This window comes from Xanthobacter sp. ZOL 2024 (assembly GCF_052932325.1).
The window spans coordinates 3310977-3326251 of record NZ_CM128808.1; the positions used below are offsets into that span (position 1 = coordinate 3310977).

The following is a 15275-nucleotide window of genomic DNA, read 5'->3' on the forward strand; positions in this document are numbered from 1 at the left end:
GCCTGATGTTCAAGAAAATCCTCATCGCCAACCGGGGCGAGATCGCGTTGCGCATCCTGCGTGCGTGCAAGGAGCTCGACATCGCCACCGTGGCGGTGCACTCTACCGCCGACGCCGACGCCATGCATGTGCGGCTCGCCGACGAGAGCGTGTGCATCGGCCCGCCGGCGGCGCGGGACAGCTATCTCAACATCCCGTCCATTCTCGCCGCCTGTGAGATCACCGGCGCCGATGCGGTGCACCCGGGTTATGGCTTCCTGGCCGAGAATGCCCGCTTCGCCGAGATCCTGGCCGACCACAACATCGGCTTCATCGGCCCCAAGGCGGAGCACATCCGCATCATGGGCGACAAGATCGAGGCCAAGAAGACCGCCCAGGCCTTGGGCATTCCGGTGGTGCCCGGTTCCGAGGGCGGCATCCGCGACGATGCCGAGGCCCATCGGGTGGCGGAAGAGATCGGCTATCCGGTGCTGGTGAAGGCGGCCGCCGGTGGCGGCGGGCGCGGCATGAAGGTGGCGCTCAGCAAGGAAGAGCTCTCGCAGGCCCTCTCCACCGCCCGCATCGAGGCCAAGGCGGCGTTCGGCGACGATGCCGTCTATCTGGAGAAGTATCTGTCCACCCCGCGCCATATCGAGGTGCAGGTGCTGGGCGACGGCCGCGGCAACGCCATTCATCTGGGCGAGCGCGACTGTTCCCTGCAGCGGCGCCACCAGAAGGTGTGGGAGGAGGCGCCCTCGCCGGTGATCACCCCCGAGCAGCGGGCGGAGATCGGCGAGACCTGCGCCAACGCCATGCGGCAGCTGAAGTATCTCGGCGTCGGCACCATCGAGTTCCTGTATGAGAACGGCCGCTTCTATTTCATCGAGATGAACACCCGCATCCAGGTGGAGCATCCGGTGACGGAGATGGTCACCGGCATCGACCTCATCAACGAGCAGATCCGCGTGGCGGCAGGCGAGCCCATGGGCCTCACCCAGGCTGATGTGGCGATCGACGGCCATGCCATCGAATGCCGGGTGAATGCCGAGCACCCCACCACCTTCCGGCCCTCGCCGGGCAAGATCACTCACTACCACGTGCCGGGTGGCCTGGGCGTGCGGGTGGATTCCAACGCCTACCAGGGCTATGTGATCCCCCCCACCTATGACAGCCTGGTGGGCAAGCTGATCGTCTACGGCAAGACCCGGGACGAGTGCCTGCGCCGCCTGCGCCGGGCACTGGACGAGTTTGTGGTGGACGGCATCGACACCACGCTGCCCCTGTTCCGCACCCTGGTGCGGACGCCGGACATCGCCGCGGCCCAATACGACATCCATTGGCTCGAGCATTTCCTGGCCGATCGGGCCGGCGAAGGCATCGGCTGAAGCTGTCGAGTGAGCCCGACGCGCCCTGGCGCGCCGGGCACACCTGCTGGTCCCATCTGACGGCCACAGTGCCCTGGTCCCCTCTTTCGGGCGAGAGCGGGGGCCGGTCGTCTTCGCCGCCCGCCGGTGTCTGCGCCGCCCGGCCCCGCTGTCGTGGTTGTGTTGACCTTGCGTCCTCTCACCGCGTGCAGATGTTGATGGGTCTCGGCGTGAAGAAAAATCTTAACACTTCATCGACAACTTCACCTGCTCTGTGAGAGCCGGGCGCCCGCCGCTCGCGGAGGGGTTGGATACAGTGCCGCGACGTTGTTGCGTCAAGGACACACCGCCCGATTGATTGCCGTGATGCCGCCACTTGGGTACCGGGGTCGCCAGATCGTAGGTGCTTCTTCATCCTCAGGCGGCATAATGCGGAATCGAGGCAGAGGGTGCGGTGAGAGGCGATCGAGGTGCCACAAGGCACTGATTTCGATTGCTACCTTGCCGTTTGCCGAGCGGGTGGGGCGTGCTAAAGGCTGTCCTCTCCGGCCGATGCCGCGGTGCGCTGCGGCGTGAGTCGTGGCGGATGGGGCCGTGAGAGATTGGGTTCTGGCGCGGGTTTGGGTGATCGTTGAAGTCAGCGAGAAGGCCGGGGGAATGGTGTTGAATTGGTTCCGCAAGTGCCGGCTCGCATGGGGCAATGCCTCGAGGACCGCACCTGCGCTCCTGGTGCTGGCGCTAACGGCAGGCTTTGGCCTCGCCAGCTGCGACGCGCTGCCGCGATCGGGGCCGATGGCGACCCAGATCCAGATGGAAAGCCAGAGTCCCGGCGATTTTCCCTTCCGTCTCGTGCCGGTCGACGTGGCCGTGAGCCGGGTGCTGCTGCAGGTGCCGGACAACAGCATGTCCACCAGCGGCTTCTTCCGTCCTGATCGGGGCGGTCACGCCGGGTCCGGGCCGGTGCTCGGTCCGGGTGACGTGCTCTCCATCACCGTGATGGAGCCGGCTTCGGGTGGCGTGTTCTCGGGGATCAGCTCGGTCACCGCGGGTGGCCAGTCGGCAGCCCTGGTGACGCTGCCGGAGATGCCCATCGACAGCCAGGGCATCATCACGTTCCCGCTGGTCGGTGCCTTGAACGTCTCTGGCAAGACCACCCGCCAGGTCGGTCAGATGCTGGAAGAAGAGCTCAAGAGCCGGATCATCCAGCCGCAGGTCATCGTGCGCCTGGTGGGCAACTTCTCCAACAAGGTGATCATTGCCGGTGCCGTGCGCACGCCCGGCGAGTTCAACATCACCGCCGCCGGCGAGACCTTGCTGCAGCTGGTGACCCGCGCCGGTGGGCCGGCGATCTCGCCCGGCAATGCCATGGTGGAGCTCACCCGCAACGGCACCACCAAATCGGTGCGTCTGCAGGCGCTGATCAATCAGCCCACCGCCGACGTGCGTCTCAAGGGCGGCGATTTCATCAATATCGCCGACAAGCCCCGCACCTATCTCATCATGGGCGCCGCGGGCCGGACCACGGAGGCGACGCTGCCGGTGACGACGCTCTCGCTGGCCTCGGCTCTGGCCCGCGCCGGTGGGCCGATCGACACCCGCGCCGACGTGAAGGGCATCTTCGTGCTGCGCTACGAGCCGAAGCGCGTGGTGGAGATGCTGACGCCGGAGCAGCCGGTGGAAAGCGCCTATGTGCCGGTGGTCTTCCAGCTGGATCTGTCGGAGGCTTCCGGCTTCTTCCTGGCCGATAGCTTCGTGGTGCGTGAGCGCGACATCATCTATCTGTCGAATGCCTCCTCGGTGGAACTGCAGAAGCTTCTGGAGCTGTTCCGTGTCGCCGCCGGCCCGGTGATCAGCGGCGCCACCGTCGCCAACGATTTCAACTGATCTTGTGCGAACCCTCGCCCCCGCGGGCGAGGGGCGCCTTCTCGCGCGGCTGGCGTGCGTCCGCGCGGCCAGCCGCTCAAGGCGGCCAATGGGTGTTGCCCGACGCCGCGCAGATCGGATATGCCGGGCCTGTAACGTGGCCGGCACGGCCGCTGACTGGGAATGGGTGGATGAAGACCATGTCGCAGCAGGCTTCTCAGCCGCAGGGGGCGCAGATGGGCAAGCGGATTGCCGCCATTGCCGCGCTGGCGGGCGCGCTTCTCGCGGGCGCTCCCGCGCGCGCAGAAACGCCGACGGCCACTCCTGCGCCAACGGAAACGTCCTCGACGCATGACGACTGGACCGTGCGCTGCAAGCCGGAGGCGAAAGGCCGCTCCTGCGAGGCGGTGCAGACCCTGCAGACCGAGGACCTCAAGAACATTCTGGCGCACATGGCCGTGCGCGCCATCAAGGACGGGCCGGTCTATCTGATCGTCCAGGTGCCGCCGGGCGTTTGGCTGCCGGCCAATGTGACCTTCAAGGTCGGCGGCGTGCCGGATCTGGTGCTCACCTACAAGCGCTGCGGCCAGAGCTGCATTGCCTCGCTCAAGCTGGAGCCGGCGCAGGTGGCGGCGCTGAAGGCCAGCGCGGGCAAGGGGGAACTGCTGTTCGAGAACGGCTCGCGCAATCCGGTCATCCTGCCGATCTCCTTCAAGGGGCTCGGCGAGGCGATGGCGGCGGCCCTCAACAAGTGATGACAGAACGGGGCCGCAAGGCCCCGTTTTTGTTTCCCGCGCCCGGAAGACCCCTCAGCCGCGGGCCCGCAGCTCGCGGCGCAGGATCTTGCCCGTGGCGGTCATGGGCAAAGTGTCGGTGAAGGCCACCTGGCGCGGATATTCGTGGGCGGACAGCCGCTCCTTGACGTGATCCTGGATCTCGCGGGCCAAGGCATCGTCGCCGGTGAAGCCGGGCTTGAGCACCAGCCAGGCCTTCACCGCCTCGGTGCGTACCGGGTCCGGCACGCCGACCACCGCCGCCAGCGCCACCGCCGGATGCTTCAAGAGGCAATCCTCGATCTCACCGGGGCCGATGCGGTAGCCGGCGGAGGTGATCACGTCATCGGCGCGGCCGAGGTACCACAGATAGCCGTCCGCATCGGCCTTGCCGCGATCGCCGGTGAGCAGGAAGTCACCCGCATATTTCTGCGCGGTGGCGTCCGGATTCTTCCAATATTCCAGCATCATCACCGGGTCGCCGCGGCGGATGGCGATATGACCTTCCGCGCCCACCGGCAGCTCGGTGCCGTCATCGTCGACGATGCGCACGTCATGGCCGGGCATGGGCTTGCCCATGGCGCCGGGGCGGATGGGGAAGAAATTGGAATTGGAGCCCACCACCAGATTGCATTCGGTCTGGCCATAGATCTCCCGCGCTTCCACCCCCAGCCGCTCGGCCACGAAGGCGCCCAGCTCCGCCCCGAGGGTCTCGCCACCGGTGAGCAGGGAGCGCAGCTTCAGCCCGTCATGGCGCACATCCGCCTGTCGCAGCAGCTTCAGGGCGGTGGGCGGCAGGAACACGTTGCGCACGGCGTGGGTGGCCATCAGCGCCATCGCCGCCTCGGGATCGAACTTGCGGGCCCGATGGGCCAGCACCGGCACGCCGAGGTGCAGGGTGGGGAACAGCACGTCGAACAGCCCGCCGATCCAGGCCCAGTCGGCCGGGGTCCAGTGCAGGTCGCCGGGCTGCGGCATGTCCTGGTGGATCACCTGCAGGCAGGGCAGGTGGCCCAGCAGCACCCGGTGACCATGCAGGGCGCCCTTGGGGTTCCCCGTGGTGCCGGAGGTGAAGATGATGATGCCGGGATCATCGGGGCCGGTGTCCACTGGCGTGAAGCGATCGGAGGCCATCTCCAGCGCCGTGTCGAAGCTTCGGGCGAAGGCCGCGCCGACATCGTCGCCGATGACGAACACATGGGCGAGTTCCGGCAGGCGGTCGCGCACCCGCTCCAGCTTCGCGAGGCCGGCAAGGTCGGTGATGAGGGCGCGTGCGCCGGAGGCGGCAAGGCGATATTCCAGCGCTTCATCGCCGAAGAGGGTGAACAGCGGCACCGAGATCATGCCGGCCTTGAAGGCGGCGATATGGGCGATGGCGGTTTCTGGGGCCTGGGGCAGGAACACCGCCACCCGATCGCCCCGCTGGAGCCCACCGGCCACCAAAGCGTTGGCGAATCGGTTGGAGAGGGCCTTGAGTTCGTCGAACGAATAGGTACGGGTGGCGCCGCTTTCCTCCACGAACATCAGGGCCGGCTTGCCGGAGCCATCGGCATGGGCATCGGCACAGGCGACGCCCATGTTGTAGCGGGCGGGAATGCGCCAGGAGAACGCGCGGCGCAGGGCGTCGTAGGTGTTGGGATCGGCCATGGGTTTCCTCCGCCGGCGCCTCTTGGGGGCGCCTTCGTGGCGATTAGGAAACGATCGAACGTTTTTTTCCTGAGATGGTCAAGAGGGCACGCTGCGTCATCCGCGCCACCGAAGGGGGCGGATGGGAACAGGTGGACGGGTGTTGGGGGGCGGCGCGAAAGCTCAGGCCATCCGGCTCAGACCATCAGCCCCATGGCATCGGCGGCGGCGGCGCGGATGGCGGCGATGTTGGTGCGGTAGCCCTCGATGCCGCCCTTGAACACGGCGGAGCCGGCCACCAGCACATCCGCACCGGCCTGGGCGCACTGGGCGCCGGTGAGCGGATTGACGCCGCCGTCCACTTCCAGGCGGATGTCGCGGCCGCGGATCATGTCGCGGATGCGGGTGATCTTGGGCAGGACGGCGGGAATGAAGGCCTGGCCGCCGAAGCCCGGGTTCACGCTCATCACCAGCACCAGGTCCACCTTGTCGAGCACATAGTCGAGCGTGCTCTCAGGGGTCGCCGGATTGAGCGCGACGCCAGCCTTCTTGCCGAGGCCGCGGATCACCTGCAGGCAGCGGTCGAGATGGGCGGTGGCCTCCGGGTGGACGGTGATGATGTCCGCGCCGGCGGCGGCGAAGGCCTCCAGATAGGGCTCCACCGGCGAGATCATCAGATGCACGTCGAACACCTTGTCGGTGTGCGGGCGCAGGGCCTTGATGATGTCCGGGCCGAAGGTGAGGTTCGGCACGAAATGGCCGTCCATCACATCAAGATGGATATAGTCCGCCCCCGCGCTCACCACGTCGCGCACCTCTTCGCCGAGCCGCGAGAAATCGGAGGCGAGCATGGACGGGGCGATCAGCGGCTGGTTCACGGCGGGGCTCCTGGCAGGCGATAAGGAAGGGGTGGGCGGGTGTTGGTCCCGCCCGAAAGGGCCGCGCCGTGGCGCGGCACCGCTCAATAATAGGAGGCGATCTTCTCCACCTCGGCCTTGGAGCCGAACACCAGCGGAATGCGCTGGTGGATGTGGTGGGGCTGGATGTCCAGGATGCGGGTCTTGCCGTCGGTGGCGCCGCCCTTGGCCTGCTCGGTAAGGAAGGCCACCGGGTTGGCCTCATAGATCAGCCGCAGCCGGCCGTTCTCATAGCCCTTGCGCTGGTCGGCCGGATAGATATAGACGCCGCCGCGGGTGAAGATGCGGAAGGCATCGGCCACCATGGAGCCCACCCAGCGCATGTTGAAATCCTTGCCGCGCGGGCCCTCCTTGCCGGCCAGGCAATCGGCGAGATAGGCCTTCATGGGCGCCTGCCACTGGCGCACGTTGGACTGGTTGACGCCGTATTCCTTGGTCTCCGCCGGAATCTCCACCGCCGCCCGGGCGAGGAAGAACTCGCGCTTGTCCCGGTCGTAGACGAACACCTGGGTGCCGGCGCCGAAGGTCGCCACCAGGATGGTCGCCGGCCCATAGGCCAGGAAGCCGGCCGCCAGCTGCTCGCGGCCCGGCCGCATCACCGCATCCACCGGATTGGCGTGGGTGGCGGTATCATACGGTAGGATGGAATAGATGGTGCCCACCGACACGTTGGTGTCGATGTTGGAGGAGCCGTCCAGGGGGTCCACCGCCACCACGAGGCGTCCCGTGGCATTGATGGGAACGAGGTCCTCGCTCTCCTCCGAGGCCAGGAAGGCCACTTCGGTGCCCTTCAGCGCGGCGACGATGCGCTCTTCGGCGATGACGTCGAGCTCTTTCTGGGTGTCGCCACCGCCGTTGGGATCGGTGCCGTGGATCTTGCCGAGGCTTTCCTCGAGCGGCCCGCGGGCCACCAGATCGGCGATGCCCACCCCGGTGGTGGCGATGGTGCGCACGGCTTCCGCCACCGCCTGCCGGCCGGCATCGGCGCCCGCCCAGTGATTCAGGAACGCCTGAAGGGTCACGATCTCACTCACCACAATCTCTCCGTGCAGCTCCGGCGGCCGCCCCGCCCGCCGCCGTTATGACCCGGCGGGAGGCAAACGGCAAAGGCCTTGCCGGTTCAAGCTCTTAGAAGGGCAGCCATCAGCGGCTGCGGAAGACCTCGATGCCCACATCGCCGAACACGCCGGTCACTGGCGCTCCCGGCTTGTGCACCACCACCCGCACCTGCTCGATCTGCTCGAAATGGTCCAGAAGCCGGCTGGCAATGCGCTCCGCCAGGGTCTCGATGAGGTGCACCGGCGCATCGGTGACCACCGTGCGCACATGCTCGAAGACCTGCTGATAGGAGACGGTGAGGGCCTCATCGTCGGCCCAGGCCGCGGGCCGGGTATCCAGCCACCAGTCCACATCCACCACGAATCGCTGGCCCAGCTCCTGCTCCGCCTGGTGCACGCCGTGGTGCGCGTAGAAGGGCAGGTTGCGGAGGAACAGGCGGTCGGAGCGCGGTGGGCGGGGGCCCCCGGAGGGATCGGCCATGACCGCGCTCTCGGTCAGCATATCTGGATCATCAGGTGTCATTCACGCCTCGCGCGACAGCAGGTGCCGGCTCGCGGTCATAGCCAGGAACCCGGCCACCACCGTGAGGCGATAGTCCGGCCCCGCCGGGTGCCGCACGCATCTGCGCAATCTTCTGTCTTCCTATTGTGTTCCACGACACCTTTCAACGCATCTTCAGCACCACCGGCCGGGCCGGCGGCAACGCGGGCAGGGCCGGCGGCCGTCCCGAGCGCATCAGCTGCGGTAGGAAGGTGGCCGGGTTCACCCCCAGCGCGGCATGCAGCGCCGCATAGGTGGGGGTAGGGCGGGCATTGATCTCCAGCACTTTGGGGCCATCCGACGTGAGGATCACGTCGATGCCGATGATGCCGGACAGGCCCGGAAGCGCATCCACCACCTGCCGCGCCAGGGCGGCGAGGGTGCCGTTGCGGTCCGGCTCGGCGCCGACGGTGGCGCCGGTGACCGCCAGCACGCCGACCAGATGGTGGATCTCCAGGGGATTGGCGGTGAGCAGCCGGGCGCCATCGGGATGCACCAGAACGCTCAGTTCGAGCACTGGGCCGGGCACGAACGGCTGCACCACCAGGTGTGTGCCTGCGGGCAGGCTGGCGCGGTCCGGCCACAGGTGCACCTGTGCGCAGCCGGAACCCTGATCCGGCTTGGAAATCAGCGGCCCGGCAAGGTCCGTCGGCAGCGCGGCCATGGGGAAAGCGGGGACGCAGGGGATGCCCGCCGTGGCGAGGTGACGCGCCGTCGCGCCCTTGCTGGTGGTAATGGCGAGCGTGTCCGGCGCAGAGGCGATGCAGCGGCGGGTGAGGGGCGAGAAGGTTGCCACCATCCGTTGCAGGATGCCGTCGCTCTCCGGCCCCACCGGCCAGACTGCATCCACGTGCCGGGCGAGCTCGGACCAGACGGCGAAGGGATCTTGTCCCGCCGCCACCGGTACGCTGCCGGTGGCGGCGGGCGGCAGGCGATCATCATGGGCGACGACGATCTCGATCCCCGGCAGTTCCTCCACGTCGGCGATCAGGGCGTCGCGGATCAAGCTGGCGCCGGGCAGCAGCAGCTCGGGCAGGCGCTTGTCGCGCAGCCCGCCGGATGTCACGTACTCGCAGATAAAAACGCGCATGGGGCTCCTTCCCGGCGCCGGGGATGGATCGAGAGCGAGTGAGAGAGGGCAGCATGCAGCTTATCCCTGTTATCGACCTCAAGGGAGGCGTGGTGGTGCACGCGCGCCGTGGCATGCGGGCCGCCTACGCGCCGCTGTCCACACCCTTGGCGCCCTCTTGCGAGGCCGAGGCCGTGGTGGCGGGCCTTCTCTCGCTCGCTCCGTTCCGCACCCTCTACATCGCCGACCTCGATGCCATCACCAGAATGGGGGACAACGCCGCCATCATCGCCCGCCTGCGGCGCGCCTTCCCCACCATTGAGCTGTGGGTGGATGCGGGCGATGCCACGGTCGAGGCGGTGCGCGCCCGCGCGGCGGCCGGATTGGGGGTGAGCGTGGTGGGCACCGAGACCCTCTCCGACGTCGCCACCGCGCGGGCGACGCTGGCCGCAGGTACGACGGTTTTGTCCTTGGATTCCAATGGGGAGGGTCCGCTCGGCCCGCGCGACCTGCATGAGGACGCGGCCCTGTGGCCGCCACGGGTGATCGTGATGACCCTGGCCCGGGTCGGCTCCGGCGAGGGGCCTGACCTCGAAGCCCTCGCCCGGGTGCGTGCGCGTCATCCGGGCGGGGCGATCTTCGCCGCCGGGGGCGTGCGCGGGGCGGCGGATCTGGACGCTTTGGCCGAAGTGGGCGTCGCCGGCGTGCTGGTGGCATCGGCGCTGCATGATGGGCGCATCGGACCGGCGGAGGCGCGGCGCTGGCTGCCCGCCGAGCCGGGCTGAGTGGGAGGCGCCGGCGGCGCTGCCTTGACTCGCCCACAATCCGGGTGTCTCTGCGCTCCCCAAATTTCCAAGCGGAGGGCCGCCTATGAGCGACGGGCCACACACTGGGTCACACACTGCCTTCATCTTCCCCGGCCAGGGCAGCCAGGCGGTGGGCATGGGCAAGGCCCTTGCCGAGAATTTCCCGGCCGCCAAGGCGGTGTTCGATGAGGTCGACGCGGCGCTCAACGAGAGCCTGACGCGGGTGATGTGGGACGGCCCGCTGGAGACCCTGACCCTGACCGCCAACGCGCAGCCGGCGTTGATGGCGGTCTCGCTGGCGGCGCTGCGGGTGCTGGAGACGGAAGCCGGGCTGGACCTCGCCCGCGACGCCGCCTTCGTGGCCGGTCATTCGCTGGGCGAATATTCGGCCCTGGCGGCCGCCGGCGCGCTGACGGTGACGGAAGCCGCGCGCCTGCTGCGGATTCGCGGTCGCGCCATGCAGGAGGCGGTGCCGGTGGGCGAGGGCGCCATGGCGGCGCTGCTTGGCCTCGATTACGAGCAGGCCGTCGCGGTTGCCGCGGAAGCGGCCGGCGACGACGTCTGCGAGGCGGCCAACGACAACGCCCCCGGCCAGGTGGTGGTGTCCGGCACCAAGGCGGCGGTGGATCGCGCCATCGTCATCGCCAAGGAGAAGGGCGCGCTCAAGGCGATGCTGCTGCCGGTGTCCGCGCCGTTCCATTGCCGGCTCATGGGGCCGGCGGCGGAAGCCATGGAAGTGGCGCTGTCCGGTTCCACCGTGATGACGCCCCGGGTGCCGGTGGTGAGCAACGTGCGCGCCTCGCCGGTGACCGACCCGGCCGAGATCGTGCGGCTGCTGGTGGAGCAGGTGACCGGCACCGTGCGCTGGCGTGAAAGCGTCATCTACATGGCCGGGGCCGGCGTGAACCGCATGGTGGAAGTGGGCGCGGGCAAGGTGCTGTGCGGCCTGGTGAAGCGCATCGATCGCTCGATCGCCAGCAGCAATGTGGGCACCCCCGAGGACGTGGCCGCCTTCATCGCCGCCGTCCGCGCCGCCTCCGCGGCCTGAGTGCTTCGGCCCGTGGCGCGTCCGGATAGCGCGTCGCGGGCCCTGTGTGGTCGGCGGCGGGCGCGCCGTGCCCGGGCGCCGTGGGTGACGAAATTTCGGCTAGGTGCCCCATCGTCGCTTGCGGCGGCGCCGGCAGACGGGGCACAAGTCCCGCAAGGACGGGTCCGGCCCGTCATCGCGCCGGCTCGAACCGCGGGCCATCCGGGGCGCGCCATCGCTCTGGGCGCGCAGCCATATGAAACCGGCCACGACGCCGGAACCAACCAAAGGACTGGGGTCTCATGTTCGATCTGACCGGCAAGACCGCCCTTGTCACCGGCGCGACCGGTGGCATTGGCGGCGCCATCGCCAAGGGCCTGCACGCCCAGGGCGCCACCGTGGCCATTTCCGGCACCCGCCGCGAGGCGCTCGATGCCCTGGCCGCGGAGCTGGGCGGTGAGCGGGTGGTGGTGCTGCCCTGCAATCTCGGCGACACGGACGAGGTGGAAAAGCTGGTGCCGAGCGCTGAGGAGGCGCTGGGGGGCCATATCGACATCCTGGTCAACAATGCCGGCATCACCCGCGACAACATCTTCATGCGCCTTTCGGATGAGGCGTGGGACCAGGTGCTGGCGGTGAACCTGACGGCGGTGTTCCGGCTCACCCGCGCCGCCGTGCGCACCATGATGCGCCGCCGCTCCGGCCGCATCATCTCCATCACCTCCATCGTCGGCGTCACCGGCAATGCCGGGCAGGGCAATTATGCCGCGGCCAAGGCGGGCATGATCGGCATGTCGAAGTCGCTGGCGCAGGAAGTGGCTTCCCGCGGCATCACCGTGAACTGCATCGCCCCGGGCTTCATCGCCACGCCGATGACCGATGCGCTCAATGACAAGCAGCGCGAGAGCATCCTGAAGGCGGTGCCCGCGGCCAAGCTGGGCACGCCGGAGGACATCGCCGCCGCCTGCGTCTATCTCGCCTCCAGCGAGGCCGGCTACGTCACGGGGCAGACGCTGCACGTCAACGGCGGCATGGCGATGATCTGAATTGCGCCGCGCGGCGCCTCGGCCTCGCTGGTCAGGGCGCCGCGAGTATGATACGAGCCGCTCAGCCGGTCCGGATTCGTAGTGCCCGTGGGCACTGCCGATCCGCCACGCAGCGCCAGGAAGCTGCGGCGCGGCGCCTCCTCCCGCGGAGTTTCCGCGTGGATGGCGCGACGCCCATGCACCGGACGCGGGCGAGGGGGCTGGGCACGGCGGAAAAAAGGCATTATGCCCACCTCCAGCCGCCGAACGGCAACGGGATTATCTGAACAACGAGGGTTGCATCGATGAGTGACATCGCCGAGCGGGTGAAGAAGATTGTCGCTGAACATCTGGGCGTGGAACCTGAAAAGGTGACGGACGCTGCCTCTTTCATCGACGATCTCGGCGCCGACAGCCTCGACACCGTCGAGCTCGTGATGGCCTTCGAGGAGGCCTTCAACTGCGAGATCCCGGACGATGCCGCCGAGACCATCCTGACGGTGGGCGACGCCATCAAGTTCCTGGAAAAGAACGCGGCCTGAGGCCGGCGTTGAAAAACGTGGCGGTCGCGCGGCGCCGGGCGCCCGCGGCCGTTGTCGTAACGGGGTGCGCGGCTGCGGCGGCCGTCGCGCCGGGGGTAGGGCGGTCGCCCGGGTGCGCATGGCGCCTCCAGGTTCACGCTGAATGAACGCTTTTCGAGCGTCTGCCGGAGTTTTTCCCATGAGACGTGTCGTCGTCACCGGTCTCGGCATGGTGACGCCCCTGGGCTGCGGCGTGGAACCCACGTGGCAGCGCCTTCTCGCCGGCGAAAGCGGCGTGAAGGCTGTGACGCACTTCGACGTGTCGGATCTCGCGTGCAAGATCGCCGCGAATATCCCGCGCGGCGACGGTTCCGACGGCACCTATAATCCCGATCAGTGGATGGAGGCCAAGGAGCAGCGCAAGGTCGACGAATTCATCGTCTTCGCCATGGCTGCGGCCCAGCAGGCGCTGGATGATGCCGGCTGGCATCCCTCCACCTATGAGGATCAGATCACCTCGGGCGTGCTCATCGGTTCGGGAATCGGTGGCATCGAGGGCATCGCGGAAGCGTCGCTGATTCTGAAGGAGCGCGGCCCGCGCCGCATCTCTCCCTTCTTCATTCCCGGTCGGCTGATCAATCTCGCCGGCGGCTATGTCTCCATCGCCCACGGCCTCAAGGGGCCGAATCATGCGGTGGTCACGGCCTGCTCCACCGGCGCCCACGCCATCGGCGACGCCGGCCGGCTGATCGCCCTGGGCGATGCCGACGTGATGGTGGCGGGCGGGACCGAATCGCCCATCAACCGTCTGGCCCTTGCCGGCTTCGCCGCCTGCAAGGCGCTCTGCACCGCCTTCAACGACGAGCCCACCCGCGCCTCGCGTCCCTATGACAGGGACCGTGATGGCTTCGTGATGGGCGAAGGCGCCGGTGTCGTGGTGCTGGAGGAGCTGGAGCACGCGAAGGCTCGCGGCGCTCGCATCTATGCGGAGCTGGTGGGCTATGGCCTGTCGGGCGATGCCTATCACATCACCGCCCCGTCATCGGACGGCGACGGCGCCTATCGCTGCATGTCGGCGGCGCTGAAGCGGGCGGGTCTGTCCGCTGACGAGGTCGATTACATCAACGCCCATGGCACTTCCACCATGGCCGATGAGATCGAGCTGCGCGCCGTGGAGCGGGTGCTGGGCAATGCGGCCGGCAAGACGGCCATGTCGTCCACCAAGTCGTCCATCGGCCACCTGCTGGGTGCGGCCGGGGCGGTCGAGGCCATCTTCTCGGTGCTCGCCATCCGCGACCAGATGGCGCCGGCGACGCTGAATCTTGAGAATCCTTCGGTGGAAACGCCGATCGATCTGGTGCCGCAGAAGGCCCAGTCGCGCAAGATCGACACGGTGCTGTCCAATTCCTTTGGTTTCGGTGGCACCAATGCGTCGCTGATCTTCCGGCGCTACGCGGCCTGATCCGGCACGACAGTGGTTCCCGACAAGGCGGGCGGCCGCGCCCGCCGGGGCCGAGACGATCACCCGGCTCCAGGGAGGCCCTGTCATGGAAACGTCTGAGAATCCGCCGCCGGAAAGCCCCGAGCGCAGCGTGGCGCCGGCTCACCATGTGCGGCGGCGGGACCGGAAGGCGAGCGCAGCGAAACGCCCCTCCCGCACCGCGCGTCATCCGGCGGTGACCATTGGCAGCGGCATCTTCACCTTTCTGCTGTTCGTGCTCATCGGCGGCGGCCTCGCCGCCTGGTATGGGGCGCACGAGTTCGAGGGCCCGGGGCCGCTCACCGCCGAGAAGACCGTGCTCATCCCCCGTGGCGCCGGCGTGCGCGACATGGCGGAATCCCTGGAGCGCGAGGGGGTGATCGACAATTGGCTGGTGTTCATCCTCGGCCAGAAGATCACCCGCAGCGACGCTAAGATGAAGGCGGGCGAATACCTGTTCAAGCCGGGGCAGTCCATGGCCAGTGTGGTGGACACCATCGCCTCCGGCAAGGTGGTGCTGCACCAGGTGACGATTCCCGAAGGTCTCACCAGCCAGCAGGTGGTGGACCGGCTGATGGCCAATGAGTTTCTGACCGGAACCCCGGTGGTGCCGCTGGAAGGCACGCTGCTGCCGGAGACCTACCGCATCCACCGCGGCATGTCCCGCGACGAGGTGCTGAAGCTGATGGCGGATGCCCAGCAGAAGGTGGTGAAGGCGGTGTGGGAGAAACGCGCGCCGAGCCTGCCGCTGAAGAATGTGCAGGAGCTGATCATCCTGGCCTCCATCGTGGAGAAGGAGACCGGCGAGCCGCAGGAGCGGCCGCAGGTGGCGGCGGTGTTCATCAACCGCCTGAACAAGCGCATGCGCCTGCAGTCGGATCCGACCATCATCTATGGCATCGCCGGCGGCAAGGGCACGCTGGGCCGTCCCATCAGCCGCACCGACATCACCACGCCGACGGCCTATAATACCTACGCCATCGACGGCCTGCCGCCGGGCCCCATCTCCAATCCCGGCCGCGAGGCGCTGGAGGCGGTCGCCAACCCTGCCGCCACCAAGGATCTCTATTTCGTGGCCGACGGCACCGGCGGCCACGCCTTTGCCGAGACCCTGAACGACCACAACAAGAACGTTGCCAAGTGGCGCGCCATCGAGGCCACGCGCTCCAATTCCGCCAAGCCGGATGGCGCCGCGCCCGCGACGCCCAGCCCGGCCAATTGAGAAG

Annotated in this window: 14 protein-coding genes; 9 read left to right on the plus strand and 5 right to left on the minus strand. The window is 68.2% G+C overall.

Features of this window, described 5'->3' with window-relative positions; genetic code table 11:
* The first annotated feature begins 5 nt into the window (after positions 1 to 5).
* From accC to ACU4E7_RS15145, 3 genes are all read left to right on the plus strand, one after another.
* Positions 6 to 1364, plus strand: a complete 1359-nt coding sequence (accC, locus tag ACU4E7_RS15135; RefSeq protein WP_447019325.1) for an acetyl-CoA carboxylase biotin carboxylase subunit — start codon at positions 6 to 8, stop codon at positions 1362 to 1364.
* 771 nt (positions 1365 to 2135) lie between these two features.
* Positions 2136 to 3227, plus strand: coding sequence for a polysaccharide biosynthesis/export family protein (locus ACU4E7_RS15140; protein WP_447019326.1), 1092 nt, complete (start codon positions 2136 to 2138; stop codon positions 3225 to 3227).
* Between the two features lie 170 nt (positions 3228 to 3397).
* On the plus strand, positions 3398 to 3961 hold the full coding sequence (locus tag ACU4E7_RS15145) for an invasion associated locus B family protein (protein ID WP_238121833.1): 564 nt from the start codon (positions 3398 to 3400) through the stop codon (positions 3959 to 3961).
* Between the two features lie 54 nt (positions 3962 to 4015).
* Here ACU4E7_RS15145 and ACU4E7_RS15150 read toward each other — a convergent pair whose 3' ends face one another.
* The 5 genes from ACU4E7_RS15150 to ACU4E7_RS15170 all read right to left on the minus strand — a co-directional run bounded on the left by ACU4E7_RS15150 (position 4016) and on the right by ACU4E7_RS15170 (position 9211).
* Positions 4016 to 5626: an acyl-CoA synthetase gene (locus tag ACU4E7_RS15150; RefSeq protein WP_447019327.1), complete on the minus strand. Its 1611-nt coding sequence runs from the start codon at positions 5624 to 5626 to the stop codon at positions 4016 to 4018.
* A 176-nt stretch (positions 5627 to 5802) separates the two neighbouring features.
* Complete coding sequence (rpe, locus tag ACU4E7_RS15155; protein WP_447019328.1) at positions 5803 to 6483, minus strand: ribulose-phosphate 3-epimerase; 681 nt, start codon at positions 6481 to 6483, stop codon at positions 5803 to 5805.
* Positions 6484 to 6566: 83 nt separating this feature from the next.
* The gene (locus ACU4E7_RS15160) at positions 6567 to 7556 is read right to left on the minus strand and encodes a class 1 fructose-bisphosphatase (RefSeq protein WP_238121835.1); all 990 of its coding nucleotides are present in this window, start codon (positions 7554 to 7556) and stop codon (positions 6567 to 6569) included.
* Between the two features lie 109 nt (positions 7557 to 7665).
* The gene (gene folB, locus ACU4E7_RS15165) at positions 7666 to 8103 is read right to left on the minus strand and encodes a dihydroneopterin aldolase (RefSeq protein ID WP_447019329.1); all 438 of its coding nucleotides are present in this window, start codon (positions 8101 to 8103) and stop codon (positions 7666 to 7668) included.
* A gap of 142 nt (positions 8104 to 8245) precedes the next feature.
* Entirely contained in the window at positions 8246 to 9211 is a 966-nt protein-coding gene (locus ACU4E7_RS15170) for an ATP-grasp domain-containing protein (RefSeq protein ID WP_447019330.1), read from the minus strand.
* Positions 9212 to 9264: 53 nt separating this feature from the next.
* Between ACU4E7_RS15170 and ACU4E7_RS15175 the strand changes: the two genes are divergently transcribed.
* From ACU4E7_RS15175 to mltG, 6 genes are all read left to right on the plus strand, one after another.
* Complete coding sequence (locus ACU4E7_RS15175) at positions 9265 to 9975, plus strand: HisA/HisF-related TIM barrel protein (protein WP_447019331.1); 711 nt, start codon at positions 9265 to 9267, stop codon at positions 9973 to 9975.
* A gap of 85 nt (positions 9976 to 10060) precedes the next feature.
* A complete protein-coding gene (fabD, locus tag ACU4E7_RS15180) occupies positions 10061 to 11044 on the plus strand; it encodes an ACP S-malonyltransferase (RefSeq protein WP_238121840.1) in 984 nt (327 codons plus the stop codon).
* Positions 11045 to 11325: 281 nt separating this feature from the next.
* Complete coding sequence (gene fabG, locus ACU4E7_RS15185) at positions 11326 to 12069, plus strand: 3-oxoacyl-[acyl-carrier-protein] reductase (RefSeq protein ID WP_238121841.1); 744 nt, start codon at positions 11326 to 11328, stop codon at positions 12067 to 12069.
* Between the two features lie 284 nt (positions 12070 to 12353).
* Entirely contained in the window at positions 12354 to 12590 is a 237-nt protein-coding gene (locus ACU4E7_RS15190) for an acyl carrier protein (protein WP_238121842.1), read from the plus strand.
* Between the two features lie 178 nt (positions 12591 to 12768).
* On the plus strand, positions 12769 to 14031 hold the full coding sequence (gene fabF, locus ACU4E7_RS15195; RefSeq protein ID WP_238121843.1) for a beta-ketoacyl-ACP synthase II: 1263 nt from the start codon (positions 12769 to 12771) through the stop codon (positions 14029 to 14031).
* Between the two features lie 85 nt (positions 14032 to 14116).
* Positions 14117 to 15271: an endolytic transglycosylase MltG gene (mltG, locus tag ACU4E7_RS15200; protein WP_447019332.1), complete on the plus strand. Its 1155-nt coding sequence runs from the start codon at positions 14117 to 14119 to the stop codon at positions 15269 to 15271.
* The last annotated feature ends 4 nt before the right edge of the window (positions 15272 to 15275 follow it).

What these genes read in the sequence shown, in the direction of transcription:
- ACU4E7_RS15175 (WP_447019331.1), top strand. Translation starts at nt 9,265, where the DNA reads ATGCAGCTTATCCCTGTTATCGACCTCAAGGGAGGCGTGGTGGTGCAC.
- ACU4E7_RS15190 (WP_238121842.1), top strand. Translation starts at nt 12,354, where the DNA reads ATGAGTGACATCGCCGAGCGGGTGAAGAAGATTGTCGCTGAACATCTG.
- accC (WP_447019325.1), top strand. Translation starts at nt 6, where the DNA reads ATGTTCAAGAAAATCCTCATCGCCAACCGGGGCGAGATCGCGTTGCGC.
- ACU4E7_RS15170 (WP_447019330.1), bottom strand. Translation starts at nt 9,211, where the DNA reads ATGCGCGTTTTTATCTGCGAGTACGTGACATCCGGCGGGCTGCGCGAC.
- fabF (WP_238121843.1), top strand. Translation starts at nt 12,769, where the DNA reads ATGAGACGTGTCGTCGTCACCGGTCTCGGCATGGTGACGCCCCTGGGC.
- mltG (WP_447019332.1), top strand. Translation starts at nt 14,117, where the DNA reads ATGGAAACGTCTGAGAATCCGCCGCCGGAAAGCCCCGAGCGCAGCGTG.
- fabD (WP_238121840.1), top strand. Translation starts at nt 10,061, where the DNA reads ATGAGCGACGGGCCACACACTGGGTCACACACTGCCTTCATCTTCCCC.
- fabG (WP_238121841.1), top strand. Translation starts at nt 11,326, where the DNA reads ATGTTCGATCTGACCGGCAAGACCGCCCTTGTCACCGGCGCGACCGGT.
- ACU4E7_RS15145 (WP_238121833.1), top strand. Translation starts at nt 3,398, where the DNA reads ATGAAGACCATGTCGCAGCAGGCTTCTCAGCCGCAGGGGGCGCAGATG.
- folB (WP_447019329.1), bottom strand. Translation starts at nt 8,103, where the DNA reads ATGACACCTGATGATCCAGATATGCTGACCGAGAGCGCGGTCATGGCC.
- ACU4E7_RS15140 (WP_447019326.1), top strand. Translation starts at nt 2,136, where the DNA reads ATGGCGACCCAGATCCAGATGGAAAGCCAGAGTCCCGGCGATTTTCCC.
- ACU4E7_RS15150 (WP_447019327.1), bottom strand. Translation starts at nt 5,626, where the DNA reads ATGGCCGATCCCAACACCTACGACGCCCTGCGCCGCGCGTTCTCCTGG.